Source organism: Variovorax terrae, from assembly GCF_022809125.1.
GTDB classification, from domain to species: domain Bacteria; phylum Pseudomonadota; class Gammaproteobacteria; order Burkholderiales; family Burkholderiaceae_C; genus Variovorax_A; species Variovorax_A terrae.
This window is the reverse complement of sequence record NZ_JALGBI010000001.1, coordinates 2,748,690-2,766,001: the sequence shown is the minus strand read 5'-3', so window position 1 is coordinate 2,766,001 and position 17,312 is coordinate 2,748,690. Positions and strand designations below refer to the sequence as shown.

18 protein-coding genes are annotated in these 17,312 nt (G+C 68.3%); 9 read left to right on the top strand and 9 right to left on the bottom strand.

All coding sequences use genetic code 11. The features are described from left to right. Window positions 1-27: 27 nt before the first annotated feature. Entirely contained in the window at window positions 28-252 is a 225-nt protein-coding gene (locus MMF98_RS13030; protein WP_279343567.1) for a 4-oxalocrotonate tautomerase, read from the bottom strand. A gap of 114 nt (window positions 253-366) precedes the next feature. Between MMF98_RS13030 and acnA the strand changes: the two genes are divergently transcribed. From acnA to MMF98_RS13005, 5 genes are read left to right on the top strand one after another with little or no spacing between them, the layout of a single operon-like run. After that, a complete protein-coding gene (gene acnA, locus MMF98_RS13025; protein WP_279343566.1) occupies window positions 367-3,006 on the top strand; it encodes an aconitate hydratase AcnA in 2,640 nt (879 codons plus the stop codon). Beyond that, the gene (locus tag MMF98_RS13020) at window positions 3,003-4,154 is read left to right on the top strand and encodes a 2-methylaconitate cis-trans isomerase PrpF family protein (RefSeq protein WP_243306698.1); all 1,152 of its coding nucleotides are present in this window, start codon (window positions 3,003-3,005) and stop codon (window positions 4,152-4,154) included. The genes acnA and MMF98_RS13020 overlap by 4 nt, the downstream gene beginning before the upstream one ends. After that, window positions 4,147-4,869, top strand: a complete 723-nt coding sequence (locus MMF98_RS13015) for a GntR family transcriptional regulator (RefSeq protein WP_243306697.1) — start codon at window positions 4,147-4,149, stop codon at window positions 4,867-4,869. Before MMF98_RS13020 ends, MMF98_RS13015 begins: the two co-directional genes overlap by 8 nt. A 10-nt stretch (window positions 4,870-4,879) precedes the next feature. Continuing rightward, entirely contained in the window at window positions 4,880-5,881 is a 1,002-nt protein-coding gene (locus MMF98_RS13010) for a tripartite tricarboxylate transporter substrate binding protein (protein WP_243306696.1), read from the top strand. A gap of 27 nt (window positions 5,882-5,908) precedes the next feature. After that, window positions 5,909-6,634: an ABC transporter substrate-binding protein gene (locus tag MMF98_RS13005; protein WP_243306695.1), complete on the top strand. Its 726-nt coding sequence runs from the start codon at window positions 5,909-5,911 to the stop codon at window positions 6,632-6,634. A 56-nt stretch (window positions 6,635-6,690) separates the two neighbouring features. On the opposite strand, the gene MMF98_RS13000 is transcribed toward MMF98_RS13005, so the two are convergent. Genes MMF98_RS13000 through MMF98_RS12990 form a run of 3 tightly spaced genes read right to left on the bottom strand, consistent with a single transcriptional unit; the run spans window position 6,691 to window position 9,367 of the window. Beyond that, window positions 6,691-7,449: an SDR family NAD(P)-dependent oxidoreductase gene (locus MMF98_RS13000; protein ID WP_243306694.1), complete on the bottom strand. Its 759-nt coding sequence runs from the start codon at window positions 7,447-7,449 to the stop codon at window positions 6,691-6,693. Between the two features lies 1 nt (window position 7,450). Continuing rightward, window positions 7,451-8,434, bottom strand: a complete 984-nt coding sequence (locus tag MMF98_RS12995; RefSeq protein WP_243306693.1) for a Bug family tripartite tricarboxylate transporter substrate binding protein — start codon at window positions 8,432-8,434, stop codon at window positions 7,451-7,453. A 24-nt stretch (window positions 8,435-8,458) separates the two neighbouring features. After that, on the bottom strand, window positions 8,459-9,367 hold the full coding sequence (locus MMF98_RS12990; protein ID WP_243306692.1) for a cupin domain-containing protein: 909 nt from the start codon (window positions 9,365-9,367) through the stop codon (window positions 8,459-8,461). A gap of 91 nt (window positions 9,368-9,458) precedes the next feature. Here MMF98_RS12990 and MMF98_RS12985 point away from each other — a divergent pair, with 91 nt between their 5' ends. Continuing rightward, window positions 9,459-10,130, top strand: a complete 672-nt coding sequence (locus MMF98_RS12985; protein WP_243306691.1) for a TetR/AcrR family transcriptional regulator — start codon at window positions 9,459-9,461, stop codon at window positions 10,128-10,130. 18 nt (window positions 10,131-10,148) lie between these two features. Further along, on the top strand, window positions 10,149-11,444 hold the full coding sequence (locus MMF98_RS12980; RefSeq protein ID WP_243306690.1) for a M20/M25/M40 family metallo-hydrolase: 1,296 nt from the start codon (window positions 10,149-10,151) through the stop codon (window positions 11,442-11,444). Window positions 11,445-11,489: 45 nt separating this feature from the next. Here the strand turns inward: MMF98_RS12980 and MMF98_RS12975 are convergent, their stop codons facing one another. From MMF98_RS12975 to MMF98_RS12965, 3 genes are read right to left on the bottom strand one after another with little or no spacing between them, the layout of a single operon-like run. After that, window positions 11,490-12,272, bottom strand: a complete 783-nt coding sequence (locus MMF98_RS12975) for a 3-hydroxybutyrate dehydrogenase (RefSeq protein WP_243306689.1) — start codon at window positions 12,270-12,272, stop codon at window positions 11,490-11,492. A 55-nt stretch (window positions 12,273-12,327) separates the two neighbouring features. After that, a complete protein-coding gene (locus MMF98_RS12970; RefSeq protein ID WP_243306688.1) occupies window positions 12,328-13,068 on the bottom strand; it encodes an acetoacetate decarboxylase in 741 nt (246 codons plus the stop codon). Window positions 13,069-13,090: 22 nt separating this feature from the next. Next, the gene (locus tag MMF98_RS12965) at window positions 13,091-14,281 is read right to left on the bottom strand and encodes a patatin-like phospholipase family protein (protein WP_243306687.1); all 1,191 of its coding nucleotides are present in this window, start codon (window positions 14,279-14,281) and stop codon (window positions 13,091-13,093) included. 152 nt (window positions 14,282-14,433) lie between these two features. Between MMF98_RS12965 and MMF98_RS12960 the strand changes: the two genes are divergently transcribed. Both MMF98_RS12960 and MMF98_RS12955 read left to right on the top strand, forming a co-directional pair. Further along, window positions 14,434-15,315 carry a dienelactone hydrolase family protein gene (locus MMF98_RS12960; RefSeq protein ID WP_243306686.1) on the top strand — a complete coding sequence of 294 codons (882 nt, stop codon included), beginning with the start codon at window positions 14,434-14,436 and terminating at the stop codon, window positions 15,313-15,315. Between the two features lie 97 nt (window positions 15,316-15,412). Continuing rightward, window positions 15,413-16,240, top strand: a complete 828-nt coding sequence (locus MMF98_RS12955) for a ZIP family metal transporter (RefSeq protein ID WP_243306685.1) — start codon at window positions 15,413-15,415, stop codon at window positions 16,238-16,240. Between the two features lie 37 nt (window positions 16,241-16,277). Here the strand turns inward: MMF98_RS12955 and MMF98_RS12950 are convergent, their stop codons facing one another. Further along, window positions 16,278-16,778 (bottom strand): DUF4019 domain-containing protein, encoded by a 501-nt coding sequence (locus MMF98_RS12950; RefSeq protein ID WP_243306684.1) that lies wholly within the window; start codon window positions 16,776-16,778, stop codon window positions 16,278-16,280. Window positions 16,779-16,958: 180 nt separating this feature from the next. After that, window positions 16,959-17,285: a hypothetical protein gene (locus MMF98_RS12945; RefSeq protein WP_243306683.1), complete on the bottom strand. Its 327-nt coding sequence runs from the start codon at window positions 17,283-17,285 to the stop codon at window positions 16,959-16,961. Window positions 17,286-17,312 lie beyond the last annotated feature (27 nt).

Below are 17,312 nucleotides of genomic sequence, written 5' to 3'. Positions count from 1 at the left end.
GGCACCCTCGTTCGCCGGGCGCTGGTGCTACTGTTTCTCCGACCACAGCTCCCCACCGGTCGCCCAGTCGCTGCGCTTGACCTCCTGCAGGATCACGTCCACCCCTTCGGGCTTGGAGCCCAGGGTGTCGACCACGGCCTGGGTCAGGGCCTTGACGAGGTTTTTCTTCTGCTCGTGCGTGCGGCCTTCGAACATTTCGACATGGATGGTGGGCATGGGTTTTTTCCTGTGGAGGTGGATGGTTCCGGGCATTGTGCCGTGATCTGTGCCGCGCCCGTTCCGGGGGCCGAGGGTTTGTAAATCTGTCGACAGAACTTGGGTAAAGACTTGCTGGGGAGCAAGATTTTGACCTAAACTGTCGACATAATGAGCCCCGATTGCCGAAATACCCCAAGGAGTCTTGGAAAACAAGACTTAGTTTTTCATGATTTGAAATCGTCTGTCGACAGCCTGAGGCTGTCCAGATTGCCCTTCTGCCTGCGGATCCTCGCGGAGAACGTCCTGCGCCACATCGGGCACAACGATGTGAGCGATGCGGATCTGGAGCGGCTGGCTGCGTGGCAGCCGGACGGGGCCTTGATCGAGGTGCCGTTTCATCCGGCGCGCGTCCTGATGCAGGACTACACGGGCATTCCGGCGCTGGTTGACCTGGCGGCACTGCGCGACGCATCGAGCCAACTGGGCGTCGATCCTCTCGCCGTGAATCCGCAGATTCCTCTCGACCTGGTCATTGACCATTCGCTGATCGTCGACTACGCGGGACGGCCCGACGCCGTCGCCCTGAACCTGGGGCGCGAGTACGAGCGCAATGCCGAGCGCTTCAGCCTGGCCAAGTGGGCGCAAAGCAATTTTCAAGACATGCGCGTTGTTCCTCCCGGCAGCGGCATCCTGCACCAGGTCAACATCGAACATATCGCCTCGGTGGTCCGCACGAAGAAGTTGGACAGCGGCGTGACTATTGCTTACCCCGACACCATGGTCGGCACCGACAGCCACAGCACCATGGTGAACGGGCTGGGGGTGCTGGGCTGGGGCGTCGGCGGCATCGAAGCCGAAGCGGCGCTGCTGGGGCTTCCCTTGCTCGTGCCGGTGCGCAGGGTCATCGGCGTGCGCCTGAGCGGCAAGCTGCGCGAGGGCGTCACCACCACCGATCTGGTGCTGACGCTGACGCAGAAGCTGCGCCAGTTCGGCGTCGTGGACGCTTTCGTGGAGTTTTGCGGCCCCGCCCTGGATGACTTGTCGGTGTCCGACCGGGCCACCGTGGCCAACATGGCGCCGGAGTTCGGCTCCACCTGTGCGTTCTTTCCGATCGACTCGCAAACATTGCGCTACCTGTCCATGACGGGGCGCGATCCCGGCCAGGTGGCGCTGGTGGAGGAATACGCCAAGGCGCAAGGCCTGTGGCGCGATGACGCCGTGACGCCTTCGTACAGCGCCGAGCTGGCGCTCGACCTCGCCGAGGTCGAGCCCTGCGTGGCCGGGCCGCGGCGCCCGCATGACCGGGTGGCCTTGGCGCAGCTTTTCAGCACCTTCGAGGCGGCTGTTCCGCGCGCGAGCGCCGCCACGCGCGCGGCCTTGTCGCATGGCAGCGTCGTGCTCGCGGCCATCACCAGCTGCACCAACACGTCGAACCCCTCGGTCATGCTGGCGGCTGGCCTCGTTGCCGAGAAGGCCATGGCCCGTGGGCTGCGCGTACCGCCATGGGTCAAGACCTCGCTGACACCCGGATCGCGCGTGGTGGCCGATTACCTGAAACAGGCCGGGCTGCAGCGCTCGCTGGATGGGCTCGGCTTTCATGTCGCGGGGTATGGCTGCGCGACCTGCGGGGGCAACTCGGGCAACCTGAGTCCCGACGTGGAGCGGGCCATCCAGGAGCAGGACCTCACGGTCTGTGCGGTGCTCTCGGGCAACCGGAATTTCGAGGCGCGCATCCACCCGCTTGCCAAGGCCAACTATTTGATGTCGCCGCCGCTGGTGGTGGCGTTTGCGCTGGCGGGTCGCATCGATCTCGACTTCAGCGCGGAGCCGCTAGGGCATGACAATCAGGGCGCGCCGGTCTTCCTGCGCGACATCTGGCCTTCCTCGCAGGACATCGCATCGGTGGCCGAGAAGGTGCTGTCCGCGCCGCTGTTCGTCAGCGGGTATGCGGATCTCTTCAAGGGCGACGGCCAGTGGTCCGCGCTGGACGTGCCGCAAGGCGTGCAGTTTCCATGGCAGCCCGAGAGCACCTACATCCGCCGGCCGCCCTACCTCGACGCGTTCGATCCCGGCGCGGCATTGGCAACGCCGGATGTGCAGCAGGCACGGGTGCTGGTCATGCTGGGGGACGCCGTCACGACCGACCATATCTCACCCGTCGGGGCGATCGCCGCTGCTTCGCCAGCCGCGCGCTACCTTGAAGAGCGGGGCGTGCGCCGCATCGATTTCAACGCCTATGGTTCGCGCAGGTCCAACCACGAGGTGATGGTGCGCGGCACATTTGCCAACATCCGCCTGCGCAACGAGCTGCTGCCCGGCAGCGAAGGCGGCGTGACCCGGCATTTCGACAGTGGCGACATCATGCCGATCTTCGACGCTGCGCAGCGCTATGCGGCCACCGGCACGCCCCTGGTCATCATCGCGGGCAAGGACTACGGAGCCGGGTCATCGCGCGACTGGGCCGCCAAGGGCACGCGGCTGCTGGGGGCGTGCGCGGTGATCGCACAGAGCTTCGAGCGCATCCACCGCTCGAACCTGGTCAACATGGGCGTGCTGCCGCTGCAGTTCCCGGAGGGTGTTTCGCGGGAATCCCTGGGCCTGGACGGCTCGGAGACCCTGGATCTGGTGGACATCGGCGCTCCCATCGTGACCCTGCGCATCCACCGCCAGGGCGGCGGGGTTGAGGCCGTACCGTTGCATCCGAGGCTGGATACGGCCAATGAGCGCAGCGTCTGGCGCCATGGCGGCATGATGCCCTTCGTCATGCGGCGCATGGTCAGCGCTGCCGCCGTGGAGGCTGTGCAATGAACGCCTTGCCGCAGAGGGCCGTGCGCGCGGTCTATGTCCGTGGCGGCACGAGCCGGGCACTGGTGTTCCACCGTGCAGACCTGCCGGCGGATCGCTCCCATTGGGATGCGATTTTCCTGGCCGCGCTGGGCAGCCCGGACCCGGGTCGGCGCCAGCTCGATGGCCTGGGCGGAGGGATATCCTCGTTGTCGAAAGTGGCCATCGTGGGCGCTCCGTCGCGGCCGGATGCCGATGTGGACTACACGTTCGCCCAGGTGCCGATAGACGGAGGCCCGGTTCAATACCGCGGCAATTGCGGAAACATCTCGTCGGCCATCGGTCCGTTCGCGCTGGACGAGAGGCTGGTCGCCGCGGCCGGCTCCGAGGCCGTGGTCCGGATCCACAACACGAACACCGGCAAGATCATTGTCTCCCGGTTCCGCACGCAGGGCGGCAAGGCCGCCGTCGAAGGCGGCTTCAAGCTCCAGGGCGTCGCCGGCACGGGTTCGCCGATCCGCCTGTCATTCCTCACGCCGGGCGGCGCGGCCACCGGCCAACTGCTGCCCACCGGCCAGCGGCAAGACCGGCTGGCGCTTGCTTCGGGGCAGCAGATCGACTGCTCGCTGATTGACGCGGCCAACCCGGTCGTCTTCGCGGCGGCTGCCTCGCTCGGGCTGACTGGCATCGAGTCGCCCGCAGAGCTGGAGGCGCATCCGACCGCCCTGAGGGATTGCGAGGAACTGCGCATCCAGGCCGCCGTGCGCATGGGGCTGGTGCAGACCGAGGCACAGGCCCGTACCGAGCTGCTCAATCTCCCGCAGGTCGGCTTGCTGTCAGCGCCCACCGCAGGCGCCGGGGCGAACATCGTGGCCCGGATGATTTCCACGGGCCAGCCTCACCGCGCAACGCCACTGACGGGGGCCATGTGCCTCGCGGCCGCCATCCGCATTCCGGGCACCGTCGCCGCCCGGCTGGCGGTGTTGCCGGGAGATCCGGCCGCTGACCTGATGATTGCCCACCCGACCGGCACGCTGCCGGTGGCGGCGACCGTACGGCTAGCGCAAGACGGGCAGGTCGTCGTCGAGGAGACGGTGGTCTATCGCACGGCAAGGCGCCTGATGGAAGGCAGCGTCCTCGTTCCCGCAACCGTTGGAGAAGACCATGGCTAGAACGCCGCGCGAAACAGCCGAATACCCCGAAGCCGCCGAACCGGCCGCGGCCGGCGAGCCGGGCGCCTGGGCCTCCGTGGCCGACAGCGTGCTCGGGCACCTGGAAGAGGCCATCCTCTGCGGCGAGCTCAAGCCGGGTGCCAAGATCAGCGAGCCGGAAATGGCCAAGCGCTTCGGCATCAGCCGTGCGCCGCTGCGTGAAGCGATCCGCCGCCTTGAAGAGCGCAAGCTGGTCACCCATGTGCCGAGGCAGGGGGCCAGGGTCATCGTCCTGCCGCCCGAACGGGTGCGGCAGATCTTCGTGATACGGGAAGCCATCGAAGGCATGGCGGCACGCGAGGCAGCCTTGCGCATCAGCGAACAGGACATCCAGCATTTGCGCGACAGCCTGAAGCGCCAGAGCGAGCAGTTGAATGGGCCTGAGCCGGTGGGCTTGCCCCATGTGAGCTTCGACATCGATTACCACGCGGCCATCGTCCGGGCGAGCGGCAATGAGTTTCTGATCAGATTCCTGAGCGAGGATTACCACGCGCTGATCGAGCTGTGCCGCAGCCGCCAGCGCAGGCGTCCCGAGCGCGTTCAGAGATCCCTGCAAGAGCACGCCAGGATCGTCGATGCCCTGGCAGACCGCGATCCGGAGCTTGCCGAAATGATGATGCGCCGCCACATCGCCGGTGCCCGAGACGATGTGCTGAATCACATGCCCCAACCCTGAGAGAGACAACATGAACACCATGACAAGCGGGGCGCAAGCCCCCTTTTTTCGCCGAACTTTCGTCCTGTCGATGCTGGCCCTGAGCCATGCCGCCGCAGCGCCCGCCTGGGCCCAGGAGGCCTGGCCGAGCAAACCCGTCAAGGTCGTCGTTCCCTTCGCCGCCGGCGGCGGCTCCGACATCATCGCCCGGTTCGTCGCGACCAAGCTGGGCGCGGCACTGGGCCAGCCCTTCGTGATCGACAACAGGCCCGGCGCGGGCGGCAACCTGGGCACCGAACAGGGCGCCAAGGCGGCGCCTGACGGCTACACGCTCACGCTGATCGCTTCCAGCTACAGCGTCAACCCCTCGGTCTACAAACTCGGTTTCGATCCGATCCAGGACATCACACCCATCGTGCAGATTTCGGGCGGCCCGCTGATCATCGTCGCCAACCCCCAGACGCCGATCAAGACGGTGCGGGATCTGGTCCAGGAAGCCAGGAAGCGGCCAGGACAGCTGAACTATGCAACGTCCGGCGCCGGGGGCATCGCGCACGCTGCCACCGAGCTGCTGCTGGACCAAGCCGACATCAAGATGACGCACATCCCCTACAAGGGAACGGCGCCTGCGCTGAACGACACGATCGCGGGCACCACCGACATCTACTTCAGCAGCGTCACCAGTGCCCTGCCCCAGATCAAGGCCGGGAAACTCAGGGCCATTGCCGTGACGGCCTCGACGCGCCTCAAGGTGCTGCCGGAGGTGCCGACGGTTGCCGAGTCCGGCCTGCCTGGCTACGATGTGCCGCACTGGCATGCGCTGATCGGGCCCAAGGGGATGCCGCCGGCCGTGGTGGCGAAACTCAACCAGACGGTGAATGCCTTTCTGAAGCAGCCGGATGCCGATGAGCACCTGCAGCGCGATGGCGTGTCCGCGGTGGGAGGCACGCCGGCCCAGCTCAATGACCGGATCGTCCGGGAGATCGGGCGCTGGAAAAAGCTGGCCGCCGCAGGCAATTTCAAGGTCGAATGACAAAAAAACAACCCAGGTTGAACAAGCATGCCTGATTCCATCCGCCGTCTGTTCGCGCCCGCCGGGCGCCTGCGCGCCTCCATCAACCTGGGCAACCCGATCCTCGCCGGCAAGAACGCGGCGGGGCAGCCGATTGGCGTGTCGGTCGACCTGGCACGCGCCTTCGCCGCCCGGCTCGGTGTTGACTGTGAGTTGGTGGTGTTCGACACCGCGGGCAAATCGGTCGATGCCGTGAAGGCCGAGCAGGCCGACATCGGCTTCTTCGCAATCGATCCGCTGCGCGGCGACGGCATCAGCTTCACCGCCCCTTATGTGTTGATCGAAGGGGCCTGCCTGGTGCGCATGGATTCGCCGCTCCAGGACAACCGCGAGGTCGATGCCGCCGGCCGGCGGGTCATGGTCGGCAAGGGCAGCGCCTACGACCTGTACCTGACGCGTGAGCTGAGGGCCGCGACCATCCTGCGCGCGCCTTCTTCGCCAGCCGTGGTGGATACCTTCCTGGCTGAAGGTGCCGATGTCGCCGCGGGCGTCAGGCAGCAGCTCGAAGCCGATGCGGCACGCTTGCCCGGCCTGCGCCTGCTGCCGGGCCGCTTCATGGTGATCCAGCAGGCCATGGGCACGCCTGCGGGCCGCGGCCAGGCGGCGCAAACCGCGCTGGCGGCTTTCGTTGAGGACATGAAGGCGAGCGGCTTCGTGGCCGAGGCGCTGGCGCGCCACGGTATCCAAGGGGCCACGGTGGCGCCGGCGCGCTGAATCCGGCGGGCGAACCTGCAGACTTTCGCCTGGGTCTGCCGATCATGGGCGCTTTCTCAGGCGCTCATGCCGCCGTCCACCATCAGCAGGCTGCCTGTGGTGAAGCTGCTCTGGTCCGAAGCCAGGTACAGCGCCGCGTTGGCGATCTCGGCGGGCCGGGCATGGCGCCCGAGCGGGATCAGGCCGTCGAAGAAGGCCGTGGCATCGCGCTGCAGCACCTGCGAGAGTTCGGCCTCGATGCGTTCCTGAAAGCCGTTGTCCACCGGCCCCGGGTGCAGCGTGTTGACGCGGATGCGCCGCGCTGCCGCCTCCTTGGCCACGGCGCGCATCAGGCCCACCTGCGCGTGCTTGGCCGTGATGTAGCCATACACCCCCGCGTCGCCGCGCACGCCGGCCACGCTGGAGGTGATGATGACGCTGCCGCCGTCGTTCATGGCCGCGATGCCGTGCTTGCAGGCAAGAAAGGCGCCGCGTACGTGCACGGCCAGCACCTGGTCGAACACGTCCTCGGGATAGTCGGCCAGCGGCGCGATCACGCCGGTGTTGCCCGCGTTGCTGAACAGCACGTCGATCGCGCCCCAGTGCCGCACGGTGTCGAGCACGTAGCGCTGGACGTCGGCGCTCTGGCTGACGTCGGCAGTGGACACCGCCACGCGGTCGCTGGCCAGGGCGCCGGCAGCGTGGCGCAGGGCGGCTTCGTCCCGGTCCACCAGCATCAGCCTGGCGCCCTCGTCGAGAAACAGCCGCGCCGCGGCCAGCCCGATGCTGCCGGCGCCGCCGGTGATGACGCAGACCTTGTCGCTAAGCCGGCCCATGTCAGTCCACCTTGATGCCGCGTGTGCGGATGAGTTCCGAGCGGGCCTGGGTTTCGCGCCGGATGCGCGCCTCGAAAGCCTTGGCATCGGCGTTGATCAGGCGCATGCCCTGGGCTTCGAGGCGCGGGCGCAGCTCCGACGCCTCGCGTGCTTTCAGCGCGGCCGCGTTGAGCAGGTCGATGGCGGCCTGGGGCGTGCCCTTGGGCGCGAGGATCGCGAACCAGCCCGTCTCCTCGAAGCCCGGCCAGGTTTCGGCCAGGGCCGGCACGTTGGGCAGAGTGTCGAAGCGCGTCGGCGTCGTGATGCCCAGCAGGCTGAGCCGGCCCGAACTCACGTAGGGCGCAATCGACGGCCAGGTGCTGAAGGCCGCAGGCACCAGGCCCGCAGCGACTTCGGTGATGGCCTGCTGTGCGTCGCGGTACGACACGCGCGTCCAGTCCAGGCCGTTGAGTGCGGTGAAGCGTTCGCCCGCGAGATGGTGCGGCGTGCCCGTGGGCGCCGAGTAGTTGAGCTTGCCGGGCTCGGACTTGACGAGCGCTACCAGGTCCTTGGCGCTGCCGAGCTTGAGGCTGGCGTTGCTCACGAGGAACAGCGCGGCTTCGGCCAGCGGCGTGACCAGCACGAAGTCGGTGCTGGCGTCGTAGCCGGCCTTGGGGAACAGGAAGGGGTTAAGCGAGTACAGCGAATCGGTGCCCATCAGCAGGGTGTGGCCGTCGCGCCGCTCGTTCAGCACGGCCAGGGCCGCCACGTTGCCGCCGGCGCCCGGCCGGTTGTCCACCACCACCTGCTGGCCCAGGGCCTCGCTCATCTTCGGGGCGATGCTGCGGGCGATCGTGTCCGGCCCCGAGCCGGCCGGGAAGGTCACCACCAGCCGCACGGGCCGGGAGGGGAAGGCCTGGGCCCCGGCGGGCATCGTGGCAGCGCAGCCGGTTGCGGCCAGCAGGCCGGCCAGGGCCAGCCGGACCATCGTTCTTTTGGTCATCATGGGTCTCGCTCCTGGTGGGGGGTGTCAGTGGGTGTCGGCGGTCACGGATTCGTCGGGTGTGGGCTCCACCGCCTCGAGGTCCGAGTGGTCCCAGTCCGCGTCGAGCAGGGGCAGGGCGAAGCCCAGCAGGAGCAGCTCCTGCGCGGCGGTCACCTCGCACGCTTCGCCGGCATCGAGCTGCGCACCGAAGTGCTGCCCCAGCGCTTCGGCGCCGAAGCGGCCTTCGCCTTCGAGCACGAAGAACAGCCGGATCGCTTGCTCAGGCAGCAGCCGCAGCGTGGCGCCCGCGGGGATGCGGTGGATGTCCGCCACCACCCCGCGCTCGCTGAACGCACCCAGCAGCTTGCGCTGCACGCCGCGCTGCTGCGGCACCGGCGTCCAGCGGTAGGCGCGCGGGTTCATCAGGATCGGGCGGCTGTAGCGCGGCGCCGGAATCAGCATGCGCGCGCCCATGGCCTGCTCCCAGATGGCGTTGATGCTGAACTTCTTTGTGGTGCGGCCGTCCGCGCCTTCGCGCAGGTAGACCGGCCCCTCGAAGCGGCCGGCGCGGCCCAGTGCTTCGCGGCCGGCCAGGTACTGGTCTGGGCTCATGTAGCCGTAGCCATTGCTGCCGCCGAACTGCATGGTCAGCACCACCGGGCCGGCGCCGTCGTCCTGCGGGCCGTAGGGCGTGCCTTCGGGGAAATAGCACAGCTCGCCCGCGCGCAGCACGTCGCCGTCGCCCAGGTTCATCTGGCCCGAGATCACGTAGCGGAACTGGTCGAAGTTGTGGCGGTGCCGCACCATCTGGAAGTGGCCCAGATTCTCGGCAATCAGCATCACGAAGTTCTCAGGCGTGTTCTCGGCGCCGCGCAGCAGGTAGCGAAAGCCCAGCACACCGGTAGGGTGGTCGTCGGTGCGGACTTCGCTGTCGGCGGGGTTGGCAACTTGCATCGTTTGTCTCCTTGTCGATCGTCGCGTTTTAATTATTACACTGATTGGTGTAGTAATTCAAGCGATTGCAGCATGAACTTAAGATGGCGGCATGTCCGCATCTGCATTGCCGCCTGTGTCCGCCCGCTCCCCGGCCGTTGCCGCCAGCCGTCCGGGGCGGCCGGTGTCGCTGGAAAAGCGCCAGGCCATCCTCGAGGCCGCCATCGACGAGTTCACCGAGCACGGCTACGACCATGCCAGCGTGGACGCCATCGCGGCGCGGGCCGAGGTGTCCAAGCGCACGCTGTACAACCATTTCGGGAGCAAGGAAGGGCTGTTCGCCGCGCTGGTGGACGAGGTGGCGCAGCGCATCAGCATGTCGGCCAGCATCGAATACGAAGCCGCCGAGCCGCTGCGCGCACAGCTGCTGCGCTATGCCAACGAGTCGCGCCGCCTGATGAGCCGCCCCGCCAACCTGCGGCTGCTGCGCGCCGTGCTGGCCGAGCACATCCGCCACCCGCAGCGGGTGGAGCCGGTACTGGAGAAATACTGGCGCACCGAGTACGGCTTCACCGACTGGGTCGAAGCCGCGCGCCGCGACGGCCGGCTGGCCGGCGACCCGGTGCGCCTGGGGCAGGTGATGAGCTCGATGATGAAGTCCATCATCTTCTGGCCCACGGTGCTGGGGCGCGGCACGCCCAGCCACAAGCAGACCGATGCCGCCATGTCGGATGCGATCGAGATGTTCCTGCAGTTTTACGGCGCTGCCCGCCAGGACCGCTGATCAGTGAGAATCCTGCCCATGAACACGACTTTCAACTTCACCCGACATGCCCTCGCCGCGCTGCTGGCCGGTGCCGCCCTGGTGGCGGCGCAGGCTGCCCCGGTCGAGCCCATCCTCGCGCTGGCCGCCAAGGAAAAACCCGTGCTGCTGGACAACCTGCAGCAGTTTGTCTCGATCGAATCGGGCAGCCGCGACCTCGAAGGCCTGGACAAGCTGGCCACCCTGATCGCCGGCAAGCTGCGCGAGCAGGGCGGCCAGGTCGAACTGATCGAGCCCACGGCCGAGACCACCTACCGCATGGAGGACACGCCCGAGAAGATCGGCAAGATCGTGCGCGCCACCTTCGCGGGCGCGGGCACCAAGAAGATCATGCTGATTGCGCACATGGACACGGTCTACCAGCGCGGCATGCTGGCCAAGCAGCCGTTCCGCATCGAAGGCAACCGCGCCTACGGCCTGGGCATCGCCGACGACAAGCAGGGCATCGCCGTCATCCTGAGCACGGTCAACATGCTCAAGGCGCTGAACTACAAGGACTATGGCACGCTGACCGTGCTGATCAACGCCGACGAGGAAATCAGCTCGCCCGGCTCGCGCAACCTCATCGCCAAGCTCGGCGGCGAGCACGACGTGGTGCTGTCGCACGAGGGCAGCTACGTTAACGACGACAAGCTCTCGCTGGCCACGGCCGGCATCGGCGCCGTGTCGCTCAAGGTGCAGGGCCGTGCCTCGCACGCGGGCTCGGCACCCGAGAAGGGCGTCAACGCACTGTACGAGCTGTCGCACCAGGTGATGCAGATGCGCGACCTGTCCGACCCGGCGACCGGCCTCAAGATGAACTGGACCATCGCCAGCGCGGGCAGCAACCGCAACGTGATCCCGGCCAGTGCCACGGCCGCGGCCGACGTGCGCGTGCTGCGCGTGGCCGACTACGACCGCCTGGAGCAGCAGATCCAGGAGCGCGTGAAGAAGCAGCTGCTGCCCGAGGCCAAGGTGGAGGCGCGCTTCGAGCGCCGCCGCCCGCCGCTGGAAGCCAACGACGCCGCGCGCGCCGTGGCCAAGCACGCCCAGGGCATCTACCGCGAACTCGGCAAGGAGCTGGGCGCCGATGCCTCGGCGGCCGGCGGCGGCACCGATGCGGCCTTTGCCGCGCTGCAGAACAAGGCGGCGGTGATCGAGCGCTTCGGCCTGCAGGGCTATGGCGCGCACTCGGCCGATGCCGAGTACGTGATGCTCGATTCGATCGAGCCGCGGCTGTACCTGATCACGCGGCTCATCATGGACATCTCCAGCGGCAAGGCCGGCGCGCCCTGAGCACCCGGCCGGCGTGCCGCACGGCGCCGTGCGGCACGCCGGGGCCTACTGCATGAACCAGCCGTGGCTCACCACCAGCGACTGGCCAGTGAGCGCATTGCTCGGGAACGAGGCGAACAGCAGCGCCACCTCGGCCACATCCTGCACGGTGGTGAATTCGCCGTCCACGGTGTCCTTGAGCATCACGTTCTTGATGACGTCCTGCTCGCTGATGCCCAGGGTCCTGGCCTGCTCGGGAATCTGCTTTTCCACCAGCGGGGTGCGCACGAAGCCCGGGCAGATCACGTTGGCGCGCACGCCATGCTTGCCGCCTTCCTTGGCGATGACCTTGGCCAGGCCGATCAGGCCGTGCTTGGCGGTGACGTAGGGTGCCTTGAGCAGCGAGGCTTCCTTGGAGTGCACCGAGCCCATGAAGATCACGCTGCCGCCGCGCCCGCTGGCGTACATGTGCGGCAGCACGGCCTTGGTGGTGAGGAAGGCGCCGTCCAGGTGGATGGCCAGCATCTTCTTCCAGTCGGCCAGCGAGAACTCCTCCACCGGGTGCACGATCTGGATGCCGGCGTTGCTCACCAGCACGTCCACGCCGCCCCAGGCCTTGACGACCTCGGCCACGCCGGCGTTGACCTGTTCTTCGTTGGTCACGTCCATGGCCACGCTCATGGCCTGGGCGCCGCTGGCGCGCAGTTCCGCGGCGGCCGCTTCGGCCGCGTCCTTGTTCAGGTCGGCGATCACCACCTTGGCGCCCTCGCGCGCATAGGTGTGGGCGATTTCCTTGCCGATGCCGCTGGCCGAGCCGGTGACGAGGGCGATTTTGTCCTGGAGTTTCATGGTCGTTTCCTTGTGACAGTGGATGAACAGCAGTGAGCGGCTCGCCGTGCGGGCCTCAGGGAGCCAGGTAATCGTGTACCACGCGGCCCAGGCCGAGCGTGAGGTCGGCCACCAGGTGCACGCACGACACCACCTCCCGCACAGGCAGGTCGGCCACCGGTGCCAACGCGTGGTGCGACAGTTCGAGCCGGGAGGGCCCCGTCCAGGCGCCATGGAGGTCGATGTCCAGCAACTCGTATTGCACCAGCTCGCAGATGCGCGGCGAGCCGTCCACGTGCGGGATGATCTTCAACAAAAAGCCCGGCGCCTGCAGCGTGTGCAGCACCTGGGCGGCGTCCAGCGCGCGGTGCTTGTAGCCCATGGTGGCCGTGGCCACACGCACCGCGCCGTAGTCCAGCGTGCCGACCAGGGTGTCCTTGTCGACGGTCAGCGAGGGCGAGGCCAGCTTCTTGGGAAAGCCCCAGAGCTCGCGGCCGCCGGCGATCGGCGCGTCGTCGTTCAGGTACATCGAGTGCGTGTAGCCGCCGGCCACGCCATCGAGCGTGACCGGGATGACCTGGCCCGACTCGGTGTAGTCGCCAAAGCCGGTGGAGTCGGGCATGCGGATGAACTCGTACTTGACCAGCGGCTCGTCGAACGCCAGCGGCTCGGGCACCACCGCGCGCAGTGCCTCGGGGTCGGTGCGGTAGGTGATGATGAGGTATTCGCGGCGGCTGAACCGGTACGGCCCCGGCGGGTAGCTGGGGCTGGTCAGCGGCATCGAGAAGGCCTTTTTTCGCACATCGCTGATGTTCATGGCGTGCTTTCTCTTGTGGGGGTCAGGCCTTGAGGGGCGGGGTCAGGTCCAGCGTCCGGATGCCGGCGGCGGGCCGGCCGCGCGAGATCCAGTGCTCGTCGGCCAGGCTGCGCCGGACGTCGGCTACGCCGGCGGCCCAGTGCTCCTGCACGGTGGCGCGCGAGAACTCGTAGTCCTTGGACTGCGTCTCGTACAGCTTGCTGCGGTGGATGAGGTGCAGGATGGTGATGGCCGCCGGCGAGCCGGCCTCCAGCAGCGCGCGCAGGTCGGGATCGTCGGCAAATCGGGCCGGCAGCTTGCGGGCCAGCCGCTGGGCGGCGTGGGTGAGTTCCTGCCGCTGCGCGATGACATCGGTGTTGAGCCGGGTGCGGCTGGCGAAGCGGATGTCCTTCTCGCGGCCGGCCACTTCGCTCAGGTTGGTGGGCAGCGGGCCGCGCGCGCTGAACAGGTCAACCTGCACGACCAGCATGTCGTGCTGCAGGGGCTGGTCCAGCACGTACTGCAGCGGCGTGTTGGAGACCAGGCCGCCGTCCCAGTAGTGCTCGCCCTCGATCTCCACCGGCGCGAAGCCGGGCGGCAGCGCGCCGCTGGCCATGATGTGGCGCGGGCCGATGAGCCGGGTCCGCCCGGAGCGGGGCGTGACGGTGTCCTGGCCGTCGGAATCGAAGTAGACGAAGTTGCCGGTGCGCACGTTCACCGCGCCCACCGACAGGCGCACGCGGTGGCGCGGGTCGGGCGAATTGATCAGGTCGAAGTCCACCAGCCGCTCCAGGGTTTGCTCGAGCGGGGCGGTGTCGTAGTAGCTCAAAGCGCCCGGGGTGCCGGCCGGCTGGAAGGGCGCGGGCGGGACGCGCGGCGTGAAGAAGCCCGGCACGCCCAGGGCCGCCACCAGGGCCGCGCTGGATTCATTGAACAGTTCGCGCGCCGCGATGCCATAGCTGCGGGGCAGGGTGGGCGCCAGCAGGTTGGAGGAGACGCCCTCCCAGAACTCGCGCAGCCGCGCCACGCGGCGTTCGGGCGGGTTGCCTGCGATGAGGGCGGCATTGATGGCGCCGATCGAGATGCCGGCCACCCATTGCGGCTGCAGGCCGTGCGCATCGAGCGCCTCATACACACCGGCCTGGTAGGCCCCGAGGGCGCCGCCGCCCTGCAGCACCAGGGTGCGCTGCTCCTGGCTCGCGCCAGGCTTGGCTCTTGCTGCAGATGCTGTCACGCGATCTCCTTGTGTGGCAAGCCGATGCTGCAGTGCAGTATAGGCCTGCGGCCCATGGTTGAGGGGCGGTGGGGCGGGCAAGACCCTGCCAGTGGCGGGAACCCCAAGCCCTGCCTAGAATCCACCACCGTTTTATTCATAAGGAGACTCGCATGCGCCAAGACTTCGATTCCCTGCTGCCCGGCACCACCACGGAAGAAGGCCCGACCCGCCGCACGGCCCTCAAGGCCGCCCTGGGGGCAGGCTACGCCGCCGCCGCGGGGCCGCTGATGGCGCAGACCGCGATCAAGACCTCGTCCGACGGCCTGACCGTGGGCGAGATCACCTACGAGGTCAACGGCTTCAAGGTGCCGGCCTACCGCGCGGCGCCCGCCGGCAAGACCAACCTGCCCGTGGTGCTGGTCGTCCATGAAATCTTCGGCGTGCATGAGTACATCGCCGACACGGCGCGCCGCTTCGCCAAGGCCGGCTACCTGGCCATTGCGCCCGAACTCTATGCGCGCCAGGGCGACCCGAGCCAGTACAACGAGATGGCCAAGCTGATGTCCGAGGTGGTGTCCAAGGTGCCGGACGCCCAGGTCATGGCCGACCTGGACGGCGCCGTCAAGTGGGCCGGCGCCCATGGCGGAGACCTCGCGCGCGTGGGCATCACCGGGTTTTGCTGGGGCGGCCGCATCACGTGGCTGTATGCGGCCCAGGGCCCGGTGAAGGCCGGCGTGGCCTGGTACGGCCGGCTGGTGGGCGCGCAAAACGAGCTCACGCCCAGGAACCCGATCGACCTCGCCGCCAGCCTGCACGGGCCGGTGCTGGGCCTGTACGGCGGGGCCGATCCCGGCATCCCCCTTGACACGATTGATAAGATGAACACAGCTCTTGCCGCGGGCAATGCCGCTTCCAAGGCCTCGCAGTTCGTGGTGTACCCCGATACGCCGCACGCCTTCCACGCCGATTACCGGCCCAGCTACCGCAAGGAAGCCGCCGAGGATGGCTGGAAGCGCGCGCTGGCCTGGTTCCAGGCCCACGGCGTGGCCTGAGCCGCCGCCGCCCGCCTGCAGGCCGCGCAAGCGGCCTTTTTTTGTCGTTTTATAAGGAAAATGGCCAGAGGTCCTTGTCCCCTGGTCTTTTGTAGCTATGACTTTGATAGCAACCCTCCTCGCCACGCTGGCCGCCGGCATTGGCAGCGTGTGGCTGGCCGCGCTGCTGATGCGGCTGGGCCTGCAGGCCGGCCCGGCCCGCCCGGGCGCCATCGGCCCGCAGCATCTGCTGAGCCTGGCCGCCGGCGCGCTGCTGGCCACGGCCTTCATGAACCTGCTGCCCGAGGCCTTCGAGTCCCCGGCTGGCGCCAAGGAGCTGTTCGCCACGCTGCTGGTGGGCGTGGTGTTCTTCTTCCTGCTGGACAAGGCCGAGCTGTGGCACCATGGGCACGAGCACCACCACGACCACCACGGGCAGGGCCATGACCACGATCAGGGTCACGAGCACGGCCATGCGCATCCCCCGGCCAGGACCGGCGGCTGGGCCGTGCTCACCGGCGACAGCGTGCACTGCTTCGGCGACGGCATCCTGATCGCATCGGCTTTCGTCGCCGACCTGCGCCTCGGGCTGGTGGCCGCGCTGGCCGTGCTGGCGCACGAGGTGCCGCACCACATGGGCGACCTCGTGGTGCTGCGCCAGAGCTCACGCAATTCGCGCGCCGCGCTGGTCAAGGTCTCGCTGGCCGGCACCACCACGGCGCTGGGCGGCCTGGTGGGGGTGTTCCTGGTCGGGCAGCTGCACGACTACCTGCCGTACTTTCTGGTGGTGGCCAGCAGCAGCTTCATCTACGTGGCGCTGGCGGACCTCATCCCCCAGCTGCAAAAGCGCCTGAGCGCGCGCGAGACGGCGGCGCAGATCGTGTGGCTGCTGGTCGGCATCGTCCTGGTGAGCCTGGTCGGGGGGCTGGCGCACCACGGACACTGAGCGCCGGCGCAGCAGCCCCAGGGCGGCTTGCGGGCGGTCAGCGCGCCGCGTAGCCCGTGACGCGCCACTGCCCGTCGGTTTCGCGGGCCATCGTCACGATTTCTTCCGCATCGGGCTTGTTGGCGAACTTGCTGGCGAACACCACCGTCACGTACTCGCCGTCCGGGCGGCCCGGCAACTGGGTCTTGTAGCCCACGGTCTCGGGCTGGCGCTCCTGCAGCGCACCCAGCGGCGCGCGGGCCTTGGGGATGCCTTCTGTCCACTGTGCCAGCGGGATGGTGCTGCGGAACAGCTGGCCGGCCTGCTGCCAGGCCTGGTTCCAGCTCTGCGTGTCGAGCAGCAGCAGCCAGTTCGCGGCGGCGCGCAGGCCGGCGGCTTCCTTCTCGGCCGTGGCAGCCGCGGTGGCGTTGTCCGCGGCCGGCGCGGCGGGGGCGGATGCCGAGGGCGAGGTCGACGGCATCTTCAGTTGTGCCGCCGCCGGCAGCGACAGCAGGGAAAGCGACAGGGGCAGGGCAAGGCAAAAAGCGCTGAAGTTCATGGAATCTCCGAAAACGGGTGAGCCGGTAGGACTGCAATGGTGGCGCCAGGTGCCATGCCATCGTGTAAAGATGGCTGTTACATCCATCGCGGCGGGGCGGCCCGGGGGCCGTTGCCCCCTATTGTGCCGGCAGGTGATCCCCGTAAAACGCAGTGACGCACCCATGGCAAGGCTTGCCGCTCAGGGCCGGCCGCGGTCGCCGCGGGCCCAGCCGCCGCGCTGCATGACCCAGCCGCCATTGCGCTGGACCCAGTGGGGCTGCATGTAGCGATAGCCGGGCCGGGCCTGCACGAAGTAGCCGCCCATCCAGATGTAGCGATGGCCGCGCCACTCCCAGTGGCCCGGCACCCACATCTGGCCGCGGCGCGGGTGGGGCATGGCTTCGAAGCGCGGCGGCGGTGGCGCCACCTGGACCGAGATGGCCACCGCGGCCGAGGCCGGGGTGGCGGTGATGGCGGCCAGCGAGGCCAGCGCGAGGCAGAGGGCGGCGACGGGGGTTTTGATCATGGTGAGCTCCTGGACATGAAGTGGCTC

Bases quoted from the DNA above. Each gene is read 5' to 3' on its own strand.
- MMF98_RS12955 (WP_243306685.1), top strand. From the start codon at position 15,413: ATGACTTTGATAGCAACCCTCCTCGCCACGCTGGCCGCCGGCATTGGC.
- MMF98_RS12985 (WP_243306691.1), top strand. From the start codon at position 9,459: ATGTCCGCATCTGCATTGCCGCCTGTGTCCGCCCGCTCCCCGGCCGTT.
- MMF98_RS12945 (WP_243306683.1), bottom strand. From the start codon at position 17,285: ATGATCAAAACCCCCGTCGCCGCCCTCTGCCTCGCGCTGGCCTCGCTG.
- MMF98_RS12975 (WP_243306689.1), bottom strand. From the start codon at position 12,272: ATGAAACTCCAGGACAAAATCGCCCTCGTCACCGGCTCGGCCAGCGGC.
- MMF98_RS13020 (WP_243306698.1), top strand. From the start codon at position 3,003: ATGAACGCCTTGCCGCAGAGGGCCGTGCGCGCGGTCTATGTCCGTGGC.
- MMF98_RS12960 (WP_243306686.1), top strand. From the start codon at position 14,434: ATGCGCCAAGACTTCGATTCCCTGCTGCCCGGCACCACCACGGAAGAA.
- MMF98_RS13010 (WP_243306696.1), top strand. From the start codon at position 4,880: ATGAACACCATGACAAGCGGGGCGCAAGCCCCCTTTTTTCGCCGAACT.
- MMF98_RS12995 (WP_243306693.1), bottom strand. From the start codon at position 8,434: ATGATGACCAAAAGAACGATGGTCCGGCTGGCCCTGGCCGGCCTGCTG.
- acnA (WP_279343566.1), top strand. From the start codon at position 367: ATGAGCCCCGATTGCCGAAATACCCCAAGGAGTCTTGGAAAACAAGAC.
- MMF98_RS12970 (WP_243306688.1), bottom strand. From the start codon at position 13,068: ATGAACATCAGCGATGTGCGAAAAAAGGCCTTCTCGATGCCGCTGACC.
- MMF98_RS12980 (WP_243306690.1), top strand. From the start codon at position 10,149: ATGAACACGACTTTCAACTTCACCCGACATGCCCTCGCCGCGCTGCTG.
- MMF98_RS13030 (WP_279343567.1), bottom strand. From the start codon at position 252: ATGCCCGGAACCATCCACCTCCACAGGAAAAAACCCATGCCCACCATC.
- MMF98_RS12950 (WP_243306684.1), bottom strand. From the start codon at position 16,778: ATGAACTTCAGCGCTTTTTGCCTTGCCCTGCCCCTGTCGCTTTCCCTG.
- MMF98_RS13015 (WP_243306697.1), top strand. From the start codon at position 4,147: ATGGCTAGAACGCCGCGCGAAACAGCCGAATACCCCGAAGCCGCCGAA.
- MMF98_RS12990 (WP_243306692.1), bottom strand. From the start codon at position 9,367: ATGCAAGTTGCCAACCCCGCCGACAGCGAAGTCCGCACCGACGACCAC.
- MMF98_RS13000 (WP_243306694.1), bottom strand. From the start codon at position 7,449: ATGGGCCGGCTTAGCGACAAGGTCTGCGTCATCACCGGCGGCGCCGGC.
- MMF98_RS13005 (WP_243306695.1), top strand. From the start codon at position 5,909: ATGCCTGATTCCATCCGCCGTCTGTTCGCGCCCGCCGGGCGCCTGCGC.